The organism is Paenibacillus sp. MABNR03 (assembly GCF_050455445.1).
Taxonomy (GTDB): Bacteria; Bacillota; Bacilli; order Paenibacillales; family Paenibacillaceae; genus Paenibacillus; species Paenibacillus xylanilyticus.
In genome coordinates this window covers 125,281-145,963 of the sequence record NZ_JBCIYR010000002.1, presented here as the reverse complement: position 1 = coordinate 145,963, position 20,683 = coordinate 125,281, and the positions used below count along the sequence as shown (strand labels likewise).

At 46.2% G+C, this 20,683-nt stretch carries 18 protein-coding genes; 4 read left to right on the top strand and 14 right to left on the bottom strand.

Going from position 1 to position 20,683, the window contains the following annotated elements:
• Nucleotides 1–113 precede the first annotated feature (113 nt).
• The 4 genes from AAIH57_RS09395 to AAIH57_RS09380 are packed head-to-tail and all read right to left on the bottom strand — an operon-like array spanning nucleotide 114 to nucleotide 3,429.
• A complete protein-coding gene (locus AAIH57_RS09395; RefSeq protein ID WP_430021440.1) occupies nucleotides 114–1,184 on the bottom strand; it encodes a hypothetical protein in 1,071 nt (356 codons plus the stop codon).
• Entirely contained in the window at nucleotides 1,181–2,056 is an 876-nt protein-coding gene (locus AAIH57_RS09390; protein ID WP_430021439.1) for an ABC transporter ATP-binding protein, read from the bottom strand. Before AAIH57_RS09390 ends, AAIH57_RS09395 begins: the two co-directional genes overlap by 4 nt.
• Nucleotides 2,037–2,885 (bottom strand): hypothetical protein, encoded by an 849-nt coding sequence (locus AAIH57_RS09385; protein WP_430021438.1) that lies wholly within the window; start codon nucleotides 2,883–2,885, stop codon nucleotides 2,037–2,039. The genes AAIH57_RS09390 and AAIH57_RS09385 overlap by 20 nt, the downstream gene beginning before the upstream one ends.
• Nucleotides 2,857–3,429 carry an RNA polymerase sigma factor gene (locus AAIH57_RS09380; protein WP_246311018.1) on the bottom strand — a complete coding sequence of 191 codons (573 nt, stop codon included), beginning with the start codon at nucleotides 3,427–3,429 and terminating at the stop codon, nucleotides 2,857–2,859. The genes AAIH57_RS09385 and AAIH57_RS09380 overlap by 29 nt, the downstream gene beginning before the upstream one ends.
• Nucleotides 3,430–3,654: 225 nt before the next feature.
• Between AAIH57_RS09380 and AAIH57_RS09375 the strand changes: the two genes are divergently transcribed.
• A complete protein-coding gene (locus AAIH57_RS09375) occupies nucleotides 3,655–4,257 on the top strand; it encodes a hypothetical protein (protein ID WP_430021437.1) in 603 nt (200 codons plus the stop codon).
• Nucleotides 4,258–4,334: 77 nt separating this feature from the next.
• On the opposite strand, the gene AAIH57_RS09370 is transcribed toward AAIH57_RS09375, so the two are convergent.
• The 5 genes from AAIH57_RS09370 to AAIH57_RS09350 all read right to left on the bottom strand — a co-directional run bounded on the left by AAIH57_RS09370 (nucleotide 4,335) and on the right by AAIH57_RS09350 (nucleotide 9,186).
• The gene (locus tag AAIH57_RS09370; protein ID WP_175397761.1) at nucleotides 4,335–5,321 is read right to left on the bottom strand and encodes a phosphotransferase enzyme family protein; all 987 of its coding nucleotides are present in this window, start codon (nucleotides 5,319–5,321) and stop codon (nucleotides 4,335–4,337) included.
• Between the two features lie 386 nt (nucleotides 5,322–5,707).
• Nucleotides 5,708–6,295: a hypothetical protein gene (locus AAIH57_RS09365; protein ID WP_430021436.1), complete on the bottom strand. Its 588-nt coding sequence runs from the start codon at nucleotides 6,293–6,295 to the stop codon at nucleotides 5,708–5,710.
• A 4-nt stretch (nucleotides 6,296–6,299) separates the two neighbouring features.
• Nucleotides 6,300–7,883 (bottom strand): glycosyltransferase family 39 protein, encoded by a 1,584-nt coding sequence (locus AAIH57_RS09360; RefSeq protein WP_430021435.1) that lies wholly within the window; start codon nucleotides 7,881–7,883, stop codon nucleotides 6,300–6,302.
• A 197-nt stretch (nucleotides 7,884–8,080) separates the two neighbouring features.
• Nucleotides 8,081–8,467 carry an iron chaperone gene (locus AAIH57_RS09355; RefSeq protein WP_175397765.1) on the bottom strand — a complete coding sequence of 129 codons (387 nt, stop codon included), beginning with the start codon at nucleotides 8,465–8,467 and terminating at the stop codon, nucleotides 8,081–8,083.
• A gap of 56 nt (nucleotides 8,468–8,523) precedes the next feature.
• The gene (locus tag AAIH57_RS09350) at nucleotides 8,524–9,186 is read right to left on the bottom strand and encodes a M48 family metallopeptidase (protein WP_430021434.1); all 663 of its coding nucleotides are present in this window, start codon (nucleotides 9,184–9,186) and stop codon (nucleotides 8,524–8,526) included.
• A 358-nt stretch (nucleotides 9,187–9,544) separates the two neighbouring features.
• On the opposite strand from AAIH57_RS09350, the gene AAIH57_RS09345 reads away from it, so the two are divergent.
• Nucleotides 9,545–10,312, top strand: coding sequence for a GNAT family N-acetyltransferase (locus AAIH57_RS09345; RefSeq protein ID WP_430021433.1), 768 nt, complete (start codon nucleotides 9,545–9,547; stop codon nucleotides 10,310–10,312).
• A 167-nt stretch (nucleotides 10,313–10,479) separates the two neighbouring features.
• Here AAIH57_RS09345 and AAIH57_RS09340 read toward each other — a convergent pair whose 3' ends face one another.
• A complete protein-coding gene (locus AAIH57_RS09340; protein ID WP_430021432.1) occupies nucleotides 10,480–12,858 on the bottom strand; it encodes a GH36-type glycosyl hydrolase domain-containing protein in 2,379 nt (792 codons plus the stop codon).
• Nucleotides 12,859–13,078: 220 nt separating this feature from the next.
• Nucleotides 13,079–13,498 carry an ester cyclase gene (locus AAIH57_RS09335; RefSeq protein ID WP_430021431.1) on the bottom strand — a complete coding sequence of 140 codons (420 nt, stop codon included), beginning with the start codon at nucleotides 13,496–13,498 and terminating at the stop codon, nucleotides 13,079–13,081.
• Between the two features lie 284 nt (nucleotides 13,499–13,782).
• Between AAIH57_RS09335 and AAIH57_RS09330 the strand changes: the two genes are divergently transcribed.
• On the top strand, nucleotides 13,783–16,233 hold the full coding sequence (locus tag AAIH57_RS09330) for a transglutaminase domain-containing protein (RefSeq protein ID WP_430021430.1): 2,451 nt from the start codon (nucleotides 13,783–13,785) through the stop codon (nucleotides 16,231–16,233).
• Between the two features lie 98 nt (nucleotides 16,234–16,331).
• Here AAIH57_RS09330 and AAIH57_RS09325 read toward each other — a convergent pair whose 3' ends face one another.
• The gene (locus AAIH57_RS09325; protein WP_430021429.1) at nucleotides 16,332–17,234 is read right to left on the bottom strand and encodes an SDR family oxidoreductase; all 903 of its coding nucleotides are present in this window, start codon (nucleotides 17,232–17,234) and stop codon (nucleotides 16,332–16,334) included.
• Nucleotides 17,235–17,594: 360 nt separating this feature from the next.
• On the opposite strand from AAIH57_RS09325, the gene AAIH57_RS09320 reads away from it, so the two are divergent.
• Complete coding sequence (locus tag AAIH57_RS09320; RefSeq protein ID WP_430021428.1) at nucleotides 17,595–18,587, top strand: MerR family transcriptional regulator; 993 nt, start codon at nucleotides 17,595–17,597, stop codon at nucleotides 18,585–18,587.
• Between the two features lie 26 nt (nucleotides 18,588–18,613).
• On the opposite strand, the gene AAIH57_RS09315 is transcribed toward AAIH57_RS09320, so the two are convergent.
• Nucleotides 18,614–20,128: an alpha/beta hydrolase family protein gene (locus AAIH57_RS09315; protein ID WP_430021427.1), complete on the bottom strand. Its 1,515-nt coding sequence runs from the start codon at nucleotides 20,126–20,128 to the stop codon at nucleotides 18,614–18,616.
• A 205-nt stretch (nucleotides 20,129–20,333) separates the two neighbouring features.
• Nucleotides 20,334–20,681, bottom strand: coding sequence for a hypothetical protein (locus tag AAIH57_RS09310; RefSeq protein WP_175397773.1), 348 nt, complete (start codon nucleotides 20,679–20,681; stop codon nucleotides 20,334–20,336).
• Nucleotides 20,682–20,683 lie beyond the last annotated feature (2 nt).

Sequence of the window (20,683 nt, the reverse complement as noted above, 5' to 3'; positions counted from 1 at the left end):
CAAAAGAGCAGGACGATTGGAAATATCACATCATGTTCCACAACATAAAAAGAAGCCCGCAGAATCTGCGGACCTGATTTTGCAATAACGTAATGTTCCCTCATATTTTTCTATTAAGAAAAAACCTCGCGATTGCGGAACGTACGATATGTGCCAAATAAAATTACTATAGTAACTACAGACATGATGATCAGATACAAATTCAAATAGGACAGCTCCAGCCCAAATATGGAATAGCTAGCCGGAGTTTGAAAAAGCCTCGTTACCCGCATCATGGTACTGAATGAAAAGTCCTCAATCCACTTGGCCCATCCCGGGTTAAAGTTCAACACATCAAATGCCAGATAAGGCACGCCTACAATCGCAACATTAATGACTATGGCTGCAAACGGCGTTGAACTAAGCGCAGAGACGCACAACACAATGCATCCAAAGACCAGGCTGCCTGCTAGGTGAGTGACAAACTGTACTCCATAATACTGAACTGCCGATAACCGATAAGGGGTGAACTCATAGTCAAAGCCCCGAAAATACATCCCGACACTCTGAATAGGTGTACCTGCCCCACCCAAATTTCCAAACCTTAACCAGTAAATCAGCAAGTTGACACTTGTAAATAAGATGACGCATAGCATCACATATCCCATGGAAGCCATCAATTTAGCTGATACGATTTGGCTTTTCCCACGTTTGCTGCTGCGCAGTAATGCTGCCGTTCCCAATGTATATTCCTCTGCAAATACGGGTGCCACTCCCAGCAGAATCATGATCATCATAAAGAGCACTCCAAATTGATCAATGTATTCCAACAGATAGCCCCATGGTTTATTGTAGTGAATTTCCGAGACGGTTACGGTTCGTTCCATGGCCTTCCCGCTATCATCATATCTGGTGTAGTTTTTTATGGATTCCGGCGAAAATATGGAGATCTCATAAAATACGCCATATCGATTCTGATTCTCTTCTTCACTATAACCCTCGCTTTGCATCTCATCCTTCGCGGCCTGAACTTTCTCCTCCGTAATGGCTCCTTCATAGGGCTTGTAATATGATGTACCGTTCAATGGCCCGGAATGTCCGAGACAGGCGTATAAAACAAGAAGCACAAGCAGCCCGGCGAGTGCCAGATAAACGCTTTTACGTGTCATCATTTTAATAAATTCGAACTGGGTCAACCGAATCACGATGTGGCCTCCTCATCAAAATAGTGCATATATACGTCTTCAAGTCGAGGTGGCTCTGGTATAGCTTGTGGGACAGGCCGTTCTTTCGCCAAGATTCTGGCTACAATGCCATCAGACTGATAGGACAAGCCACTTATCTTGAAATGAGAGGCAAGTTCAGCAAGCTGCTGCTCCGTTAACGTTGCCGTCCAAACGCTGCCTCTCATATTGTTCATGATTTCTTCCGGCGTGTTCCGAGTGATCAGTTGACCTTCGTTCATCAGAATCATTTCCTTACACGAGAATTCCAGGTCAGAGATAATATGCGTCGATAACAGTACAATCCGGTCTCTTCCCAACTCGCCGATAATGTTGCGAAAGCGAATACGTTCCTTGGGGTCAAGGCCAGCGGTGGGTTCGTCAAGAACTAGAATTTGCGGATCATTCAGCAAGGCTTGTGCAATTCCGAGCCTCTGCCTCATGCCTCCAGAGAACGTACGAATTTTATGCTGTGCCTGCTGTTCCAGATCAACCATTCGTAATGTCTCCTGCACACGAACAGCGGCTTGAGTCACACCCAACCCTTTCAACGAACACATGTACATGAGAAATTTATGAGCACTGAAACGATTATAAAATCCAAAGCGCTGCGGCATATAGCCCAATAAACCGCGATAACCGTCTCCCATCTGTTCAATGGATTGTCCATCCAACATAATTTGTCCCGACGTTGGCCTGGAGATGTCTACAAGCATGCGAAGCAATGTTGTTTTGCCCGCTCCATTCGGACCGAGCAGACCATAAACGCCACCGCTGGACAGTTCCAGCGAGAACGATTTTACAGCCCACTTGTTTCTGTACTTCTTGGATACGTTATCCATGGTCAATATCAAAGGAATAACCTCTTTCCGTTTGAGATGTATATTTTCGCGTCATCTGACCGATCTGACTGATCAACAGAATCACTCCGCATAATGCGAGTGCAATAAGAACTGGCGTCTGGATCGATTGCACCAGGGTAATGAATTGTGGATTGCTTAATACAAGCCATAAGAGTCCAAACCATACGACCAAGAAAATACTAACAGCTGTCCCACCCCGGACACGCATAGCCAGCCACAAACTAGCCCCTGCCGCAATTATTAGCTGCGTATACCATAGACCGATGGCACCCCATGAAATGGAACCTCCTGCTCCCCCGGATACCGCCAGCATAAGAAGCACCACAAATGCCATATTTGCCGCGAGCACGACGATCAAACGGGTGAGCATCAGCTGCTGTGCCGTAATTTTACAGGTCAACTCGATTTCCATCAGTCCCAGATCCCGACCTTTGAATACTTCCAGCAGTCCGAGAACAAAGGGGACGGGTACCAGTACAAGCCCACTCATGTACGGGTTTATGGTGCTGCGGGTTCCCAACCAGAATCCGCACAACAAAAGCAATGCACATACCAGCCAGTACGATTTGTGGAAAATCATCACCTCACCCCAAACGAGCTGGAACAATTCTTTTAGTGACCTCCCAGGGGATTGTTGTAGATGATCGCTCAGCTGTCCCGGCATGTGTGCCCCCAGTGCCCTGATCGTCTGATCGATCTCTATCTCGGATGGAAACTCAACCACATAGTCATCTAAATAAGGGGCAATCTCGGTGTACTCCTCCATCTCCAATTCAGCAATATGCTTCCTTTTATCTTGGCTTCCTGTACGTTTTATCACGCTCACCTCCCACAATGATCTCCTTTAATTTCGTTATGCCCAACCGTATGCGTGATTTCACCGTCGATTCGTTGGTTCCCGTCAGTTCGGCTACTTCCCTGATCTTCAGTCCATTGTAATAGTTCAGAATGACTGCGTCCCGCTGCTGTTCAGGCAAACTCATTACCGCCTGCCTGACCTGGTCGTTCTGAAGCCGTTTATAGAAGATGTTCCACACATTCTGGTGCTCACTTGCAGGGAGCGCCTCTTCCGTTAACTCACTAACTCTGTTTTGCTGTTTGAACTCGCGTCCCCGAAAATAATCCATGCAATGATTCACTGCAATTTTCAGCAGCCAGTGATTGAATTTCCCGTTCTCCCGATAGCCGCCAAGAGACTTCATCATTTTCACGAATACCTCTTGGGTTAAATCATAAGCGGTGTGATAGTCTCCCGTTTTCCGGTACACATAAGCAAATATCGAATGATAATGCCGCTTCACCAATACTTCCATCGCAGCCCGGCTGCCTTTACGAATCTCATGAATCAACTCTTCATCATCCAACGCTCCCTCACCCCCTCAATTTAACTAACGATAACTTGATCATAAAAGATCAAAATTGTTTATGTCATTCTTTTACATCAATAAAAATTATCCAAATCTCTATATTCCTGGTGTTTTTATATGTCCAGTGATCTCGTATCGTATTTATCACATTTTCCTTATCTCTAGTGAAACTTTCGCCTGCCTCTTTCGTCTAATTACTGATTAACAACAAAGGAGATGACTATGCGAATAACCTGTAGTCCAGCCTATGCTGGAAAAATGATCGGATCGATTGATCTACAGCCATCAAAGATTAGTAAGGGAATCTCAGGCAGTAGCCAAATTACCGATCATGTTGATCCTGGGCTTGTTGCTATTCCCTATGTGGAAGACCAGGCTTTCGGGTCTCATTTTGATGCGATGAAAATCATGAAGGGAACCTATAAGGAAGAATTTCACGCGAGCTATGATGTGGAATTTACGATTGATGTGGATAAAAAGGGGTATATCACGCAATTTGAACATACCTTTCCGTTGGAACGCTATATCGATCTGGTGAAGACCCAGTCCTATAAAGTGATCAAGACCAATTGGCGCGGACAAGCATTTCACGTGATGACTTACAGCTACCCGGAAGAAGTAATTAACCCGAACAATGTCATTTTCAGATGTAATGATGCAGAAGATGTATTTGTCGCAGCCGAACTTGCTCCTTACCGTGTTGATGGTGTGGCGGTACAGCCGAACAATCTTTATCTTCACCTTCGTGCATTAATCTCAGCCAGAGATGATCTCTATCCGATTGATTATATGTGTGAGCCTGATTTTGATCTGAGTCTGGACTAAACATGACAATACATAAAAAGTAAAGAGCACAGGACTTCCTTTTACGGAAATAGCCTGTGCTCTTTTTTGGATTTATATTAAATAATCGCCTGACCAAATCCTTGTGCCACTTCGTTCATCCTTTCAGCAAGCCTTGATCTCAGACCGCTCATCCAATCCGGCTCATGCTCCCAATGCTCTGATGCTGACCGGAGTATACGTACATACCCGTATAGATTGGCAAAGCGCCTGCAAGCCGGAAACATCGATTCCATATCATAGCGTTCTCCTTCTTCCGCCCAGTACCCCTGCATGAACATTTGCTTCCTCTGCTCCCATTGCTCCGGCTTCGTTTCCTCACGCAAACTGTCCAGACTCTGCTCCACATCCATCGCGTACCAATGATACATGGCATCATCGAAGTCAATGGCGTAACAGGACTGACTTTCCGCATCATAGAACACATTATCCAACTCAAAATCGTAGTGAATGAATCCGAAATTTTGTTTCGTTACAGGCCAGGTCGACAGATGTGTACGGAGCATTTTCACTTCATGAACAGCAGCAGTCTCATCTGGAAAACCCCTCAAAATATCCTGCATCCAGTCCAGCACATCGGTATAACTCCAGCGTTTCGCCCGCACCGGCGTATATTCACGAGCCAGATGATGCAGCTTGCCCAGTGCCTGACCATAGTTGTAGAGTACCTGGTCATTCAGATCTGTGCTGCTCAGCTGCATACCGGGTACCCGCTTGAATACAGAGGCAAAATACAAGCCCCAGGGTGTTTGGACCTCCAAGAGCTCTGTTCCTGCACGAGAAGGCACTGCTTCCATCGCTCCATATTGGCACTGATGCAGATAGCTGAGCACTTCCAGTTCAGCACTGAGATTGGTTTTATCTTTTTCCAGGGCTGGGGCAAAGCGAAGCATGCTGATCTCTCCCTGATCCCTGAACGGATACACAGCGTTTGAAGATATACGATAATACCGGAACATATCCAGCGACTCGGGGTCATAACTCCAGTTTTTCAAAATCATCTCGGCGAGATCGCTATTGTGAAATAAATATTTTAATTTTAGCATGGGCAGTTCTCCTTTTCGGCCATTTAATGTAGAACTCATTTAGATTTCGAACGGCTGTTTTTGCGCGCAAAAAGCCGCAGGCTATGCCTGCGGCTTAAAAATTTCGTGATGCATGAGTCATTTGCGAAATGCATGAGCAAACAAACCTCATCAACACCAGAAAATGAGCAGTTATATCCCTATATCCCGGGAGACTTCAAATAGCCATCCGAAGCAGCTTTCACCTCGTTCTGTCTCCATCTGTCTACCGCATCTATTCAGTTCATCATTACCTTAATTGTAGTCACACATTTCATCATCTTAGCCCGTCGTTTCATGACGCTCACTCCCTTCGGGAATCAAGTTATTTCCATATTACTCCAACCCAGTACTGTACGCAATCGTTATTAGGACTGGATAACAGCCATTCGTTCCACCGTTTCCGTATTCTCCTTGTACCAGACCATGATAACATCTCCCTCTTTCAGATCAGACATCTGGAGTGTTGAAGTGGTGTTTGGACTGGTACTACCCCGTCCTCCCATCGCCATACCTTCAGTGATGGTAATATCCGCATTTAGATTCAACTTCATTTCAACTCCGGTTTCATTCATCTCCATACTTCTGCCGGGAGCGCCCCCTTGCTGACCCTGATTATTGGAGTTCTGTGATGAGTTGTCCTGAAACTCAAGCAATTCCACAGTGACCGTATTCCCGTCGATGGAGATAATTCTGCCTGTAAGATCAAGATCGGCATTCATCATGCCACCCATTTCACTCGGGCTCCCTGTTCGGCCATTCATGCCTGTGCCCCCACCTCTCGATGTCCCTCCGTTCATACCAGGGCCACCGTTCATCATCCCACCACCATTCATACCTTGCGCAGAACCGGTATTGGTAATGGTTTGGGCTGTAATCACATCACAAGCAGCGAGCAGAACAGAACAGCCCATCAGTAAGATCAGAACATAGGTAAAATAGTTATTTTTTCGCATAGGATCACCCTTTTCTCAGGGATGGCCGTCCCCAACCGAGTTTTCTGTGGAACATCATCTCATACAAATCTTTGAATCCCATATAAGACAACACGATAAGCATTGGATATACAGGATAGATGTAGCGTGATTTGATCTCCCATAAGATATAGAAACCGATAAATCCGAGAATCACCAGGATCAACGAGACTTCATCATATCGTTTGGCGCGAATTCCACGAACCAACCGGACGAAAATAAAACAGTACATCATAAAATTCATCACATATACTACCCAAAGCACAGCCGTTCGATAGACAGAATCCCCCTGGAACAAGTCCGTTACCCCATTGGTATAACTGTAGGAACCTGCGATTCCGCCTGCTCTTCCTCTCCCCATACCAGAGGCACTTTCATTGCCAATTCCGTATCGATCCATCTGGTACGTCCCTTCGGTCCAGGTCCATATGATCTTTTTATAATACATTTGGATCAGATCACTTACACTCGCTTCCGACAGCTTCGATTCAATTTCCTGCTTAAAGAGTTCTGTGCTATCAGCTTTATTGTAATTGGCCTGCCTCTGATAAATTTGGTAGCTCTCCATATTGTCCCAGAATCCGAATCGTTCAAGGTTAATTCCCATGTTCAGCCACATATAGACGGGTGCCGAATTCTCACCGACCGGTTCGCTTGCCACACCTGTGGATTGCAGCACGGCATTTTGGGTCCAACCCGGGACATTAAACAAAATAGCCAGTACAGCGATGGAGCCCAGCACCTTCTTGAAGCCGATACCCCGCATATTCAGCAGGATGTACAAGATTGCGGCAATCAGCACAATGGCGCCGATACTGCGGAAGTAGTTTCCGATCGCGAGAAAAATGGCAGCAAGAAGAATGGCTTTCCAGGATTTTTCACGCACAAACCGAAGCAAAAAGTATAAACAGGATGTCAGAAATGCCGTTGCAATCACATCGTTGTAAATCAGGTTGTTCAAGAACAAGGAAGGCAAGTACGTCGCTGCAAAAATTAAAACGCCGTAATCCCGTTCCTTAGATTTGGGGTTCAGCTGCTTATAAATGAGATAAATCATAAAGGTTGTAACCGTTGAAAATAAAATATTAAACAGCTTGATCACCAGATAGTTATCCGGGAACAGGTACAGCAGTGTTTTTAAATACAACACGATGGAAAAGTTAAACGGGAACATGTGAAGATATCCACCCGTTTCGAACGAGGAATAATCCTGATCATAGAGCATGCTCATGGCAAGAGAAACCACCGTCTGTGAGTCGTCGGTCGGCACTCTTGGAAACACAAAGATGATTCCGATCTGAATCGCCATGGAACACAGCAGAACCAGCGGAACGACTACTTTCGGACCGTACTTGTTCAATCTCAGGCAGAGCCTGTAGAGTCCGATACCCGTTAAAAGAAGCAGGATGATTACCGGAAGGAAAATGCCCCATTGCTGTGTTCCCAGGATGGGATTGTCTCCATAGAGGCCATAATTGTACTGCGCCCGCACAAACAAAGATGAAACGATAAACAAACCAACAAAGAAAACAAGAATGAGATAAAGCGTCTTATGGATCACCTTAGACATGCCAAAACTCCTTTTCGAGTACAGGATTCGAAAACAGTATAATGGCTTTAACTGAAAAATCGCTGAATTCGCGTGCAGCCTAAGGTGTGTCTGTGAAATTTTAATAAAACACAAAAAAGACCGTCCTCTTGGAAAAAGGTAACGGTCTATTTGTTTTCCTACTGCTGAATCCCAATGGTCTTACTCTCAGAAACTCACTACTTCTTTCGTTTCTTTTCCACTGCCTTCTCCACATTTTCCTTCACCCGAAATGCAACGATTCGGCGGATGAGTTCTTCCGGCAATGGTTGACCCAGGGGAAACTGTACTGAACCCTTGGCTCCTTTGTAAACGGAGAGTTCCTTCCGAAATGCCTCGATTCCGCTGGGAGCAGGATAGAATCCAATGTGATTCTTGTATGCGGCAAAATGAACCAGATTCCCATGCAAGGCATACGTTGGCATCTGGTAGCTGATTTTCTCCTCCGCATTCGGTGCAGACTCGCGAATAATCTGTCTCAATGCCTGCAGTCTTACTTGTACATCTGGAGTAAACCCCGAGATATACTCATCCACCAGTACAGAATAATGGTTACCCTCAGCCATCTTGGACTCCTTCCACCACGGGTGCATCGAGCAGGGCCGTGGTACGGATATAATTTTTACAACGTCATGGCACGGCCATTGCGCATCAGGTAATCTTCCTTCACTTTGTAATCCGGCATGATGCTGCCGACACGTCGCCAGAAGGAACGATCATGGTTCATATGATGAATGTGGCACAGCTCATGAATGATGACATAATCAATGACCTCCAGTGGTGCCATCGCCAGACGATAGTTGAATGTGAGCTTTTTGTCCCAGCTGCAGCTGCCCCACTTGGTGGCTGATTCCACAATGTCTACTGTCTTCGGCTTCACCTTTAGCTCCTGTTGATAGCGACCGATGCGTTCACCAATAACCCTTTTACACTCGGCAAAATAAAACTTCTTCAGATTTGCCCGCAGCTCCTCTTCCCCAAGTCCTTCTACCTCAATTAATTCATGCAGGGCATGCTCCTTGCCAAAGAGCAAAAATGTACCCTTGCCTTCCTCCTCGTACGCCTTGGCCTGGGGTCCTTCCAAGGCATGCTGCATGAGGGCCGATTTCTTCAAAATAACCTCACCGTGCTGCTCTACAAGCTGCTTAATCATCTCTTCGCTCGTACCATTAGGCGCCTTAATGGTAACCATGTAGGGCAGGTCCATTGTGATCGATACTTTCTTGCGTTTACCATATACCATATGACATTGAATGACGTGTTCGTTTAATTTGATCGTTAACATGCTGTGCTCCGCTTCTTTCAAGTTCTCAATTCAATACGATTGTATACCATCGCGAGCTCATCTGCACAACAATTAGATATTTAATTAAGTATTATTGTATTTTTATTCATTTATATGTATTATTATTTGTTAAATCTCAACTTTAATCTTTGATATGAAATACGGAAGTAGAGCAGGGGCCAAATCGATTCTGAAGAAGCGTAGCGTTCGCATTTATTCCCAGATTTCTCCCTTTTAAAAAGGGAATAAAAAAGAAATCTGGGAATAACAGCGATCGGAAGAATGATTCGTAACCGGAACGGCTACTTCACAACATTTTAAGCAACTAAATAACGTGATAGAAATGGAGGATACCGCCATGAATCCTATGACTGAAGCTGACCACAAAACCATTGAGGAACTATCCCTCAATCACTGGCAGCCCTTATCCACCCTGCTCTACGATGGCTGGGTTCTGCGTTTTGCCAATGGGTATACGAAGCGTGCCAACTCCATACAGCCCATCCATTATTCAACACAGGACGTGCATGCCAAGATTGATGAGTGTGAACAAATTTATGCTTCCAATCAGCTCAGTACGATTTTTAAAATCACACCTTTTATTCACCCGAATCATCTGGACCAGCTCTTGCAGGACAAAGGTTATGTCATTGTGGACCACTCCAGCATTCAGACCCGCAGTCTGGAACATTTACAGGAACCGAAACACTCTTTCGTACAAATCGACGAGCAGTTGACAGAGGAGTGGCTGGACCACTTTTGCCGGCTGAACCAGGTGAATAACCTGCAACGGAGAACCATGACACAGATGCTGTCCAACATCCGCACATGCAAGGCCCTCATCTCGCTCTCCGTCGACGGGCAAGTCGTTGCCTGTGGGCTCGGCGTTGTGGAACGCGGCTATATCGGCTTGTACGATATCATTACAGATGTGAACTATCGCAACCGCGGACTCGCTGAACAGATGATTCTGCATCTCCTCCATTGGGGAAAAAGACAGGGTGCCACATCCAGTTACTTGCAGGTGGTAGCGAATAACCGACCCGCATTAAGACTTTATGCCAAGCTCGGTTACTCGGAGGTCTATAAGTATTGGTACAGGGTCAAAGAATTCAACCAAGTCTGAGCATCAACTGCTCCAGATTTTATTCATCAGCCATACATATACGCACAGTGATATCACATCACAAAAAATGCCTTCCTTATATAATAAGAAAGGCATTTTTCTGTAATTAGCTCGTTTTTAGCACACTGTTCAAGCTGTTCAATATTCATCGTAATCTGCTCAACCCTTTACAAAGGAAGCTTCACCAGTACCTCATATTTCAACTCAGCTCGAACATCCTTGATGATGTCACCCTCAATCAATTGACCGTTAACATACACTTCGGTCTCACGTACAGACGCATCCCGCTGCAGCTTCACATGCAGCTCGGCCCCGCGGAACAATCGCGTCACCGATGCTTCGTTCCAATCCGCAGGCAATTGCGGGCGAACGAGCAATCCTTCGGCGTGCCCCTGCAAGCCAAACAGTCCATCAATCAGGCAGCGGTACACCCAAGGTACTGTTCCTGTATTGAACAGATGGCTGGAGCGGCCTGCTGTACGTGGAAATTGTCTGTACGCCCCGCGATAATAATTCGGGATAAATACAGGTAACTGGCCCCGCTGGAGGATATCATCTGCATCCGGACCGGGAATCATTTTACGCAGGAGACGATAGGCGTTCTCCTTTTCTCCCACCAAATACAGTGCATAGATGTAGAACGCAGCAGCATGGTTGTAAACTGCCCCATTTTCGGCGCTGCCCGGATGTTTCTGCGTGACCCGGCCCACATCCTCCCGCATGGCCGTGAAGGACGGTGCCAGCTTTTCCACACCATATGGCGTCTCCAATTGTTCCTCTACAGCCCGAATCAGCTTCTCTCGCTTCTCTTCGTCTGCCGCACCACTCATCAGTGCCCAACCCTGAGGGTTAATAAAGATACGTCCCTCCTGATCCTTGCTGATTCCGAAAACGACGTTATCGTCCGTAATTCCGCGAGCATACCACTCGCCATCCCACAGATACTCATTCGCTATGGCATTGGTCCGATCTGCTTCCTCTCGGAATTGCTGCGCTGCTGCGGGATGCCCCGCCTGCTTGGAAATATCAGCCCATACCTTGAACGCATAAGCTGTCGCGATCGTCAGCCAACCCGAAACCCCTTTGCCCTTGTACCCAACCATGTTCATCGGGTCACACCAATCACCCTGATTAATGTAATTAAGGCCACGATGGTCCCGATCCTGAATTAACCAGCGCATGGCAAGATTCATATGCTCCAGGACTGAGGCTTTTTCCTCACTGTCGGCAAATGCAACCTGCTCCTCCAAAATGCTGTAATCATTCGTTTCATCCAGATACGTACTCATACAGACAGGTAGCCAGATACAGTGATCCGTATGAGGAACCTGGTTAATGTATTTGAGTTCCGCATCCGGGTGCAAAATGATTCCATCTGGCATTGCGCCGCTTGCATGCTGCTGTGCCAGGGCGGTCAGGAATGCTTCACGCGCAATCTGTGGCCGAATATAACTCATGCCCATGTTATCCTGCAGATAGTTCCGGGTCTGCGGATCAGTCGTCAGCCGGTTCGTTTTGCCGTGGTAATACATTTGACGTGGCAGCCAGTGGTTCACAAAATTATTCAGTCCGTCATCCGGTGTCTGGATCTGAATGTTCCCCTGTCCTTCTGCAACGTAAGCTGCATATTCCTGTTCGGCCAAGGCAAAGCCATCTAATCCTTCAGTATTCTGTTTAATAAAATACCGCTGCCGGATGAGTTCGATCTCTTCCTCATCATGAGCAGGGCCAAAAATAAACCGATATTCCTGCTCCTCTCCCGCCTCCAATTCCAATCTGTACTGAAGAACAGCCACAGGTGTCTCGTATCTCGCATCCCCACCCTCTAAGGCGTCCAGCTGCAAAGCAGACGGGGCGTGTATGCCACCTTCGCCTTCGAAATGCTCATGATTCACTTCCCATGAAGCAGGCTTACGATCGGCAAGCAGGTAGGTTTTGTCACTGTAATTTTTGATCTTGGCATAATCCTGATACTTCTGATACGGCGTGACCGACGAACAAACAATACCCTGCAGATCCTCCACGTACGTACCCGACTGGTTCATCCATGACATATATCCAACCGTGAAATACGGATAGATGCTCAGCTTGCGTTTATGGGAAGAGAGGTTCTTCACCTTCACCTGCCACAGCTCCATGGCATCCTCCTTAGGCAGACGCAGGCTCATCTCAATAGAGATGTCATCGCTTACAACATTCCAGCGAATATCATGTTTCCCGACGGCAAATGTATAACTGTCCGCTTGTTTTCGTACCGGCTCATACGGAGCCGAGAAAATTTCACCATTTACTTCATCTTTGATGTAAACAAATCGTCCCGGATGATGGGCATAGTACGGCTGCTCCGGCTGCATGAATGTCTTGGCCTCCAGATTTGGCGCATGCGAGTACTTGGCAGGCTCCGGCTGCATGAATTGGGCTACAGCATATCCCCGGCAATTCATATGGATCATCATCTTTTCGTTCCAGAGGAATCCTGATGCCTTGGGCATACTTGTAGGACTTGTCAGTTCGTAGTATTCATTATCTTTCGTTGCTCTGATCATCACTGAACCTCTCTTTCGGGTTATGGAGTTGGAATGACAGAAAACGTTTTAGTAACTTGTATACAACTTCATTCATTATAACACGGGAACGCTTACAGTCACGGATTAATGTTCAACTTCGTCTGAATTAAATGGCTCGGCTCATAAACATCGCAAAATATTCTTTTTAAAATAAACCTCTGCTAAAGGGGATCGACTTAACAAAAAAAGAGCTGAATTCTCAGCTCTTATTGCGCTCCATTTGTTTTTCAATTCCCAGCCTGTCGATCTGAATCCAATATTCTGCAATCCTCTCATTCTGCACGCGATAAACGGCACTGGCAATTTCAATCACTGGCAGATTGGTCGGTGTATATCCATCCACTTCCCCAATATGGGTACCCGCTTGTCTCCAGCGTACATACACTTTATCGCCATGTGCAATCAGTTCCTGAATCTCAAGTGAAAACTCGCCATAAGCTTGAAGCATTTCTCTCACATGATCCGCATAATTGGAAGGCGTCCTGCTTACGGTCACTTCCTCTTCCGATATCACCTGATGGGCCAGTACCTGATCCGCCATTAATGTATCTGCATAATCAAGATTCCGACCTGATCGCACTTCTTCAAAAAAAGTTCGGACAATCTGCTCTGGTGTCATTCACGCCACTCCATTCACATTGAATTCCTCTTTAACCTCGATGACTTTAAAAAGTACATCTTTATTTTATCATCCATTTCATGCCAGGATTTCCTTCCTGTTCTACTGTTCTATAGGACTATCAACCCTCTTCGTATGCCTTGACATTGAGACTATATAACCATAAACTAGCAAAAGGTATTAGGAAATTAATAGGAGGTTTTGCTGATAAGAGGATCGACGATAGTTTTTATCCATAATTGAATATGTCTGATTCATCAAGAAAAACAGGAAAGCGGTGTACCATGAAACGTCTGTATTTTATATTGTTTGCACTTACCGTGCTGCTGGCTGGATGTCAGAGCAGTAACGAGGAAACGATTTCAACGGAGGATACTGTAAAAGAAGGCTCTACCATATTAAGTTTGAAACAGAAATACGGCTCTGAATCGAACCCATCGATCATGCCGATGTATAACGTAGCTCAAGACGAAGAATTCAAGTTTACGTTCAAAGCTGATCTGAAAAATAGCCGTCTGCAAGCAAGTGATATGATTAGCGTACATACCGATATTAAAGCACTCGAAGCTAGTAAAGTTTACGCCATACCAGAAATCAACGACAACAGTGTTTCCATCAAGCCTCTTGGGTGGGGCGTATTAAGCTCAGATTCAATGAAGAACAAGAATCAAAGCACTTGGGGCGGTGCCCCAATCTATTACATTCGGATTAACTATGATCTGGATGCAGACCAATTGACACCGCTCGACAAACCCATGATCATCCCATTCACAGTTAAGTCCGAAGTGCCTGTCCCTCATCTCAAATATGAGATCGACAAGAATAAACGATTTAAACTCACTTGGGACAAAGTAGATGGCGCCACAGAATACAAAATTTATAATCGTGCTGATCGAACCGTAATTTTTGAAACGAACAACATCCCTCTGCAAGGCGCAGAGAAAGCCTACAATGGAAGTAATCCTCTGGTTATAGCGACTACAACCGAGACGTCCTTCGATGATTTCAATGGAGATGGAAAAGGCGGCCTTGGTGTTATCAATGAACTAATGACATCCTATCAAAATCATGGCATGAAGGGTGAATATTACGTCACCGCTGTTAGTGGAGACAAGGAATCGAATTTCAGTAATGGTGTTGCCACTGCTCCACTCTCTGACCAGTTGCCTATGGCTTTGACAGAACAACTATATATGAAGAAATTAAAAAACGTGAATGAACTGCCCAAAGCAACGAATATTGAACATATTGACGGTTCATTATTACAGGGAAGGATTGTCTATGATACCGCGAATGTAGAGATTTCAGAGTTTAACGAAACGAACATTCCGTTTCACATCAAAGGAACTGCTCTTACCAGTTATGTACGGGTAGAGTCTTTAACCACAGACGATTTGGCAAAACTGGAAAACCAAACGGTTGCGGAATCCAGTAACGGATTGATCGAACCGAAGAACGATACGCCTTACGTCCCTGCACCTGATGTGCCTACGGTCATCAACAACAGTGATGCTCCTGTATCGGATTCTGCGGCCGAATCCTCACCTGCTGAGTCCACCGACTCTGCACCAGCACAAGAAGACGAGACTGAAAATGCACCGTCGGAAGATAGAAATGAACCAGTTTCAACGCCTGAACCTGGTGAAGAAAACCTTGTGGACGAGCAGAAATCCAATACAAAGCAAAAGGTAGAAGAGGGTAATCAGGAAACGGTTCCTGAACCGGCTGCAGGTGATGAACTTATCAATGCGGATTCCGCATTAGAAGAAGTGTTGGCCAAAAACATGATTGCTGCCCAAGACAAGATCTCTTTGAAAGCTTTTCCTGAAGCCCAAAATTTCACGACGCTCTCGGATGTTGTACTGAAAGTAATGTATCAGAATCCATTGGTTCTGGGTGTGGAAGGCTTCGAATACAACTACGGCACATTGACGCTTTCGATTCATTATAATGAATCCCCTGAAGCCATCCAAAAGAAACAGGATGAGATTATTGCCAAAGCAAACGAAGTTGTTGCTTCCATTATCAAGGATGGCATGAACGAGGATGAGAAACGCAAAGCGATTTATGATTACCTGAACGATAATGCGAAGTATGATGATGCCGCGCTGGAAAGTGCGGAGCAGAACAACTTCAAAACCACCGATCCACAATATAATGACTCATTCACCACCTACGGCATTCTCGTCAAAGGTGTTGGTGTATGTGCCAGCTATGCTTCTGTATACAAACTGCTCTCCGATCTGTCCGGACTGGAAAGCATTGTTGTCACCGGAACTTCCAGTGGTGTCCCTCATGCGTGGAACAAGGTCAAAATTGGAAGTGAATGGTTGCATGTGGATGCCACCAATAATCTAACCAACTCCGGTATCCCTTACTTCCTGTACAATGCAAACGATGAAACGGCTGCAAGTCAGGAAACGGTAGCGGATAAAGATTATTGGCTCGATTCCGAACTTACTTTGTTTAATGGCGAAAGTGATGCAAACGACTATTATGTGCAAAACGATCTTGAAGTCGCTTCGCTAAGTGAATACAAAACGAAGGCTGAAAGTGAACTGAGAAACGGTGAGAAGCAGGTTATTCTAAGATTTGCCTCGCCCGTTAACTCGGATGAACTGATGACAGCAGCAGGCGAAGCCCTTGCTGCGGTGGATGAAGCCCTTTTGAACACGGCACAATTGGCTACACTGGGCAGTTACGCAATTCTGGAGCCGAATCCGGAACAAAACTAATGCCCTAAAAAGAATAAAGAACTCCATCTCCCATGAACAGGGGATGGAGTTCTTGGTTTAACCGACTATTTCAATCATGGATGCCTGTTATCTCATGTTTACGGACTAACTGTACCGCCATTGGCATTCAATGTCTCGCCGCTCACATAGCTGGATTCCTGACTTGCCAGGAATACAAACGCAGGCGCCATCTCGGCAGGCTGCCCTGCCCGACCAAGTGGTGTATTGGAGCCAAAACTACCAAGCTTCTCCACGGGTTGTCCGCCTACGATCTGAAGCGGTGTCCATACCGGTCCTGGCGCAACGACATTCACACGGATGCCTTTGCTGCCGACCTGCTGGGCGAGTGCTTTGCTGAACGTGTTTATGGCTGCCTTCGTCGTTGCATAGTCCAGCAGGATTGGCGAAGGACTGTAAGCCTGAATGGAGGACGTATTGATGATGGAGCTGCCTGGTTTCATATGTTTTATAGCAGCTTTGCAGAGCCAGAACAGAGAATACACATTCGTCTTAAATGTCGCATCGAATTGTTCTGTCGTCAGATCGGCGATCTGTTCAACAAACTGCTGTTTACCTGCCACGTTCGCAAGGATATCAATCCCGCCAAGCTCTTTTACGGCAGATTCAATGAGCTGCTCGCAATATTTCTCATCCTTCAGGTCACCTGGAATCGCAACAGCCTTGCGGCCTGCTTCTTCAATCAGCTGCACCACTTCTTTGGCGTCGGCTTCTTCCTCCGGAAGGTAGGACAGCACAACATCCGCGCCTTCACGGGCAAAAGCAATCGCTGCCGCACGGCCAATCCCGCTGTCCGCCCCGGTGACTACGGCTTTGCGTCCAGTCAGACGTCCGCTGCCTTTGTAGCTCTTTTCCCCTGCATCAGGTACAGGTGTCATCTCGCGCTGAAGTCCAGGCTCTTCCTGCTGCTGCTTCCACTCGGGTGTTGCCTTCGGATATTGTGTCGTCGGATCTTGTACAGTATGCTGGTCTTGATTAGCCATGTTCAATTCCTCCTCGGTCATTTACAGATGATCACTACGATCACAGAACAACCTTACGATTGCTGTTATCCCCAGATTTTTTTTCTCCCTTTTATTAAGGGGAAAATCCAGGGATAGCGTATGCTTCCGATGCAGCTTTCTTGCAGAAAGCTTTTAAGCGAGCACTTCGTTTCTCCAGGTTATTTCTGTTCTCTTCGTGACCATGCAAATTTAAATTTATTTATTGTTGTTTTCATAAAAGTTGCACTCTTTTCTTTGTAACCGAGATGGGCCAAATTTAAACTGGGCCTGCTCAATTCCTTATAGCCATTGTTCCGCATTGAATCTCCAGTGACTGGAGGTTATATAATCAATCATGAGGTGATCTCATTGAATTTAAACCAAGATACATATTCGATCGGTGAAGCTGCCAAAATGATCGGTTCAACCGTTAAAACCATTCGTTATTACGACGAAATCGGACTGGTCCATCCCTCGCTTTATACGGAAGGCGGGCACCGTCTCTATACACCGCAGGACCTGTGGCGGCTGGAGCTTATCACTACACTGCGCTATCTGAATTTCGGCATACCGGATATTCGCAGGCTCATGTCCGGTGAACTGGGCATGTCACAGGCGCTGGACCTGCAGATTGAAGCTCTGGAAACCCAGATCAGCACCATGAGCTCCATGCTCTCCATTTTGCAGCAAGCCAAACAGCATGAAGCGGAAGCTTCACTGAATTCCGGTCAGTCTCTCACCTATGTATCCAGCCTGGTGGATTCACTAACGGCCCATGCCAAGAAACGGAAGCAATTTGTCTCCGCCAAGATGGAAGAATCTCATCTCCTGGACGAGATCCCGCAGGAATGGAGAGTCTCGTTTTTGCACTTTTTTGATAAATACCTGATGAAAGATACGAGATTATCTGCCAAACAAACAATGGCCTGGAAGGAAATTCAGGAGATCATTAATGATCCGGCCTATATCGCCGATCTGGCCCGTCTCGAACTGCCCTTCTTCACCATGGCAAACCATCCACAGGTTGAGGCTGACGCCTGGGTGAGAAAAATGGAGGAAATCCGTATTCGTACCACCGAGGCTCTGACCAAGCAATGGCCACCAGACAGCCCTGCGGTTCAGGCTATGGTTTGGGATTTTGTAATGATGTACGCCAGCAATGAACATACCGGAGACCCAGAAGCCTTTTTCAGCAAACAAGCCCGGTACATGCTGGACTTCGTTACAGAGCGCATCCTTCGTTTTAATAGACTGTGTATGGTGCTGAACCCCGAATGGAGCGAAATTGTTAACGGTATTAACCTGCTTCAGGAAGGCATGAGGCTGCGGTTAAAACAAATGGAAGAAGACTGAACGTCAGTCTCCTTCCATTTTTCGTTTTAGCCCTTTTTTAACGAATAGGATGCATGTTCCCCCACTTCACTATCCATACGGAGCGATTGCCCTTTTAAATAGTGATTGAAGAAGTCGATCGTTGTATCGTTTATCAATTGTTGTGCCCCACGTGCGTCTACACCCTGTGACCATTCCAGAATGGGAGATATCAGATAAAGATCCGAGAAACTCAGATGTTTGGTGTTGCTCAGCTCCATCCAGAAGTTCCCTCCTGCGGTCACTGGCTCATATCGGGCATATACTTCCTCGTAGTATTTCTCGGCTTCCGGACGGGTCGTGCCCATGGCCGCGATCTCTTCGTCACTCATTACACTTGTACCTGCGACCGTTGTGTCCGCACTCATCATCAGAAACGGTTTGCCTACCCCTTCAGCGGGAATGCGCTTCTCTCCAAACAATACACCATCCATGTTCATCCCTGCTTTGACACGCGGATCATCCATTAACATCTGTACCGTTGTCGCCCCGCCAAATGAATGTCCAAACATGCCGATGTTGTCCAGATCCATATGTCCGGTAAAACGCCCGTTTGGATCTCCTGCGGCTAATTTCTCCACCTCATCCAGTACAAACTGCGCGTCCTTCACCCATGTCTCGTTGAGCTTGTCCATATAACTGAATTGCAGCTGTTCGAAACCTTCTTTCCCCTCCGATTCAAACTGGGCCACACGTCCATCCGGAAATGCAGATACCAGACTGCTATACGTGTGATTAATGCCAACAACAATGTAACCTTGACTAACCAGCTGCTCCACCTGGAACGTATTCTGATTTTCATAGCCATGCAGACCATGAGAGAAAAGGATTACCGGGTATTGCGCTTCCGCATCAGATAATGAAGCTTCCTGAATCGCATGTGTTTTGACTTGGTCCAAACTTGAAAATAACAGCTTCGGCAGCTGCAGCACTTCATTGAAGGCTGCTGCATATACGGCTGGATCGTTTACATAAGGGGCTGTTGTTCCCTTGGCATCTGGATCTGTGGGATACCAGATCTGCACCATCAGTTCCCGTTTGTCCCCGGCTGTACTTGTCAGTAATTCCTCCCGACTATTGTCTGTCCAGTCATAGGATACTGTTCCGATTCCATAGGGACCTGTAAGCTTTTCAAATGAAAATACCGGAAAAAGCAGCGGTAGCCCAACGGTTACGGCAGCGTATACCAACACCAACATAGACGTTGCGATGATTCGAACACGTCCAGTTTTTTGTACTGCAGACGTGCTGGAAGACGATGCTGCAGCATGTTTGCCCACTGTCGTCACTGAGCGCTGCTGTCTTCTTGCTTCTGCCATTATCCCAATCAGTGGAACCAATGTGAGCAGGTACGCTGGAATCATCGGCCAACGCATGCCCTCTACCCATCCATGAATCAGCAGCAGCACACCCGATATGACGAGTCCTCCCCATACCCTTTTCTGCGGCTTATTCCGCCCTCCGATCAACCACACCAGCATTACGACGTTGAAAATAAGATAGATCCATTCTACTGTCCTCATGATACTAGTTCCCCCTTGTCTGTTTGCTGCGTTTCGAATTGCAAGCTGTACAGCAATTCTTCTAGTTGCAATCATAAAAGCTCCAGTAACAGGAGATTCAAGGGGGATTTTTTAAGAAAACGAACCTAAACTACTTTAAAACAATAAAAAAAGAGAGGGATTCCCCTCTCCTTCCACATATCCTAATTTCGAAAACAACGTAAAATCACCATGATGTACGCGGTTTTTGAATTGCATCTGTTTCTTTTTCGATATCTGTCATCATATCTTTAATCCGATCCAATGCCAGTTGAAGCTGCTTTTGATGTGCATCGAGACGGTGGGCCATGGATCGAACCTGTTCTTGTGTAGGAGGCTGAGGCGCATGGGAGATTTCAATCAGTTCTTTTTCAATAGCATCTATGCCGTCCAATCCTGCACCCAGCATCTCAATGCCAAACTTAGCCTTGTCTGCGATATGATCTATTTTTAGAGCCGTTTCTTTTGCTTGTTTGTTGCCCCAGCCACCCGATATGTAGTTGGGTTGACCTACAGGTGGTGTGTAATCGCTCATAG

Coding starts and splice junctions, on each gene's coding strand:
- AAIH57_RS09310 (WP_175397773.1), bottom strand. CDS start 20,681: ATGAGCGATTACACACCACCTGTAGGTCAACCCAACTACATATCGGGT.
- AAIH57_RS09325 (WP_430021429.1), bottom strand. CDS start 17,234: ATGGCTAATCAAGACCAGCATACTGTACAAGATCCGACGACACAATAT.
- AAIH57_RS09315 (WP_430021427.1), bottom strand. CDS start 20,128: ATGAGGACAGTAGAATGGATCTATCTTATTTTCAACGTCGTAATGCTG.
- AAIH57_RS09350 (WP_430021434.1), bottom strand. CDS start 9,186: ATGTTAACGATCAAATTAAACGAACACGTCATTCAATGTCATATGGTA.
- AAIH57_RS09340 (WP_430021432.1), bottom strand. CDS start 12,858: ATGATCAGAGCAACGAAAGATAATGAATACTACGAACTGACAAGTCCT.
- AAIH57_RS09355 (WP_175397765.1), bottom strand. CDS start 8,467: ATGGCTGAGGGTAACCATTATTCTGTACTGGTGGATGAGTATATCTCG.
- AAIH57_RS09370 (WP_175397761.1), bottom strand. CDS start 5,321: ATGCTAAAATTAAAATATTTATTTCACAATAGCGATCTCGCCGAGATG.
- AAIH57_RS09360 (WP_430021435.1), bottom strand. CDS start 7,883: ATGTCTAAGGTGATCCATAAGACGCTTTATCTCATTCTTGTTTTCTTT.
- AAIH57_RS09375 (WP_430021437.1), top strand. CDS start 3,655: ATGCGAATAACCTGTAGTCCAGCCTATGCTGGAAAAATGATCGGATCG.
- AAIH57_RS09330 (WP_430021430.1), top strand. CDS start 13,783: ATGAAACGTCTGTATTTTATATTGTTTGCACTTACCGTGCTGCTGGCT.
- AAIH57_RS09335 (WP_430021431.1), bottom strand. CDS start 13,498: ATGACACCAGAGCAGATTGTCCGAACTTTTTTTGAAGAAGTGCGATCA.
- AAIH57_RS09345 (WP_430021433.1), top strand. CDS start 9,545: ATGAATCCTATGACTGAAGCTGACCACAAAACCATTGAGGAACTATCC.
- AAIH57_RS09365 (WP_430021436.1), bottom strand. CDS start 6,295: ATGCGAAAAAATAACTATTTTACCTATGTTCTGATCTTACTGATGGGC.